This window comes from Mesorhizobium sp. CCNWLY176 (assembly GCF_037153935.1).
In the GTDB taxonomy this organism is placed as follows: domain Bacteria; phylum Pseudomonadota; class Alphaproteobacteria; order Rhizobiales; family Rhizobiaceae; genus Mesorhizobium_M; species Mesorhizobium_M zhangyense.
Map to the genome: position 1 here is coordinate 1 of NZ_JBBBDZ010000037.1, position 2846 is coordinate 2846.

At 65.0% G+C, this 2846-nt stretch carries 4 protein-coding genes; all 4 read left to right on the plus strand.

The window, feature by feature from the left end; translation table 11 throughout:
- The first annotated feature begins 106 nt into the window (after positions 1-106).
- The 4 genes from tnpA (at position 107) to WBQ96_RS28230 (ending at position 2774) form a co-directional block, all read left to right on the plus strand.
- The gene (tnpA, locus tag WBQ96_RS28215; protein ID WP_336556342.1) at positions 107-451 is read left to right on the plus strand and encodes an IS66-like element accessory protein TnpA; all 345 of its coding nucleotides are present in this window, start codon (positions 107-109) and stop codon (positions 449-451) included.
- Positions 448-795, plus strand: a complete 348-nt coding sequence (tnpB, locus tag WBQ96_RS28220) for an IS66 family insertion sequence element accessory protein TnpB (protein WP_006201720.1) — start codon at positions 448-450, stop codon at positions 793-795. The genes tnpA and tnpB overlap by 4 nt, the downstream gene beginning before the upstream one ends.
- A 66-nt stretch (positions 796-861) precedes the next feature.
- Positions 862-2538: an IS66 family transposase gene (tnpC, locus tag WBQ96_RS28225; RefSeq protein ID WP_336556341.1), complete on the plus strand. Its 1677-nt coding sequence runs from the start codon at positions 862-864 to the stop codon at positions 2536-2538.
- 2 nt (positions 2539-2540) lie between these two features.
- Positions 2541-2774, plus strand: coding sequence for a hypothetical protein (locus WBQ96_RS28230; RefSeq protein WP_336556340.1), 234 nt, complete (start codon positions 2541-2543; stop codon positions 2772-2774).
- Positions 2775-2846 lie beyond the last annotated feature (72 nt).

Sequence of the window (2846 nt, forward strand, 5' to 3'; positions counted from 1 at the left end):
CCGTACGCCTCCGGCGAGGGCCGCCTTGCGCGAGCAAGGCACGATAGCGAGGCTGCGCTCTTAAGGTCGTCCTTACGAGCGTAGTTAGCAGCACAGCATGAGCCATGTGACGTTATTGACCGGGCCTGAGCGTCGTCGTCGTTGGAGTGAAGAGGATCAGTGCCGGATACTGCGCGAGGCATTCGCGCCCGGGGCCACCGTGGCGGCGGTAGCGCGTCAGTACGATGTCGCGACCAGCCTGATCTATAAGTGGCGCCACACGGTGAGAGCCCGCGAGACGGGCTTTGCCGAAGTTGTCGTGGTTCCCAATGAGCCTGTCGTCGCTTCGGTGCCGGCGGCGTCACCAGCGGTGATCGAGCTGGAGGTCGCCGGCAAGGTGCGGCTGCGGATTCCGCTGACCACGCCGCCGACACTGGCGGCGGCGATGGTGAAGGCGCTGGGCGTTTCATGATCCCGGTTCCGAGCCAGGTGCGGATCTGGCTAGCGGTCGGCCGGACCGATATGCGTCGCGGGATGCAAGGCCTCGCTCTGCAGGTTCAGGAGACGTTGGGCCGGGATCCGCATGCCGGCGATCTTTATGTCTTCCGCGGCCGCAGCGGCAATCTGATCAAGATCATCTGGCATGATGGGCTCGGCATGTCGCTATATGCAAAACGTCTCGAGAAGGGCCGGTTTCTATGGCCGTCGCCGGCGGACGGTACGGTTTCCATATCACCGGCGCAGCTCGCCTACATGCTCGACGGGATCGATTGGCGCAACCCGCGTCACACGTTCCGCCCCCAGCGCGCGGGCTGAGTTTTTCTTTGAGTTTGCGCCATTTTCCGCGAGTCAGCGGACGCGTTTTATGATTCACTCCAAGGCATGGTTGCCACCGCCCAGGATGCTGTTCCGGACGATATCGGCGCGCTGAGAGCAGCGCTGACCGCGGCGCTGGCCAGAGCCGAAGACGAGGCCGCGCGCGCTGCGCTGGTCGAGGCCGAACTGGCGGTCGCCAGGGCCAAGGCATCGGATGATGCGGCGCTGATCGCAGATCAGGATCTGACGATCCGGAAGCTGCAGCGGGCGCTGCATGGTCAGAGTTCTGAACGCTCAGCCCGCCTGCACGACCAGATGGAGCTCACCTTCGAGGAACTCGAGAGCACGGCGACGGAAGACGAGATCGCCGCCGAACAGGCCGCGGCCCGGACCACCGAGGTGGCGCCTTATGTGCGCAAACGACCGGCGCGCCAGCCATTTCCCGAGCATCTGCCGCGCGAACGCGTGGTCGAGGCGGCGCCGACCGCTTGCCACTGCTGCGGCGGTCATCGGCTGCGCAAGCTGGGTGAGGACATCACCGAGACGCTGGAGGTGGTGCCGCGGCAATGGAAGGTGATCCAACACGTACGGGAGAAGTTCACCTGCCGCGACTGCGAGGCGATCAGCCAGGCTCCGGCACCGTTCCACGCCACCCCGCGCGGCTGGGCCGGTCCCGGCCTGCTGGCGATGATCCTGTTCGAGAAGTTCGGCCAGCATCAGCCGCTCAACCGCCAGGCTGAACGCTATACGCGCGAAGGCGTGCCGCTCAGCCTGTCGACGCTGGCCGACCAGGTCGGCGCCGGCGCCGCGGCGCTGATGCCGCTGTTCAAGCGGCTCGAAGCTCATGTGCTGGCCGCTTCACGTCTGCACGGCGACGACACGACGGTGCCGGTCCTGGCCAAGGGCAAGACCGATACCGGCCGATTATGGACCTATGTGCGCGATGACCGACCGTTCGGCGGCGCCGATCCGCCGGCGGCAGTGTTCTACTATTCCCGCGATCGTCGAGGGGAACATCCCGCGGCGCATCTTGCCGGCTGGAGCGGCATTCTGCAGGCCGATGCCTTTGGCGGTTATGGCGATCTCTATGCGGCGGGTCGTCAGCCGGCGCCTGTTCTGGAAGCCAGCTGCTGGGCCCACAGCCGGCGCAAAGTGTTCGAGCTAGCCGATATCGAAGCGGCGGCGCGCAAGAAGGCGCGCGGCGAGAAGCCCAACCTGGTCTATCCGCTCGCGGTTGAAGCCGTGAAGCGAATCGATGCCCTGTTCGATATTGAGCGCGAGATCAACGGCCTGTCGCCGGCCCAACGCCACGCCGTGCGCCAGGAGCGGAGCGTGCCGCTGGTCACCGAACTCGAGCGCTGGATGATCGAGACGCGCGACAAGCTCTCGCGCGGACACGATCTGACCAAGGCCTTCAACTACATGCTGCGCCGCTGGTCATCCTTCACCCGGTTCCTCGACGATGGGCGGATCTGCCTATCCAACAATGCAGCCGAGCGAGCCCTGCGCGGCATCGCTCTTGGAAGAAAGTCCTGGCTGTTCTGCGGTTCCGATCGCGGCGGACAGCGCGCTGCCGTTCTCTACAGCCTGATCGCCAGCGCCAAGTTGAATGACGTCGACCCTCAGGCCTGGCTCGCCGATATCCTGGCGCGCATCGCAGCCCACCCAGCACAGCGGATCGACGATTTGCTGCCGTGGAATTGGAGGTCGGCAAAACTGCGGACCCAACCAGCGGCGGCCTGATCATGCAGCGCAATAAGGTGCATCACGTCTACACCGTCGAACGTGTCGCCAGGGACCTCGGCGTCAGCGAAGCGCTCATCCAGGACCTGACCCTCGGTCTCGAGCCCGAGGACGGCGTCATCTGGGTCTACGGCGCCAACCATGATGACGGGATCTTGGCCTTCACCGATGAAGGCATCGAGGACGTCAAACTCCTCCTCGAAGAATATCATCGCGTCTCCCCATCGAAAGCTTGATCCCAGCATCGCAGTGCTCAGGTGCTCAGGGCCGCAGGATACGCACGTCTGCGGTCTTCACCGGACGGGTAC

What these genes read in the sequence shown, in the direction of transcription:
- WBQ96_RS28230 (WP_336556340.1), top strand. Translation starts at nt 2,541, where the DNA reads ATGCAGCGCAATAAGGTGCATCACGTCTACACCGTCGAACGTGTCGCC.
- tnpC (WP_336556341.1), top strand. Translation starts at nt 862, where the DNA reads ATGGTTGCCACCGCCCAGGATGCTGTTCCGGACGATATCGGCGCGCTG.
- tnpB (WP_006201720.1), top strand. Translation starts at nt 448, where the DNA reads ATGATCCCGGTTCCGAGCCAGGTGCGGATCTGGCTAGCGGTCGGCCGG.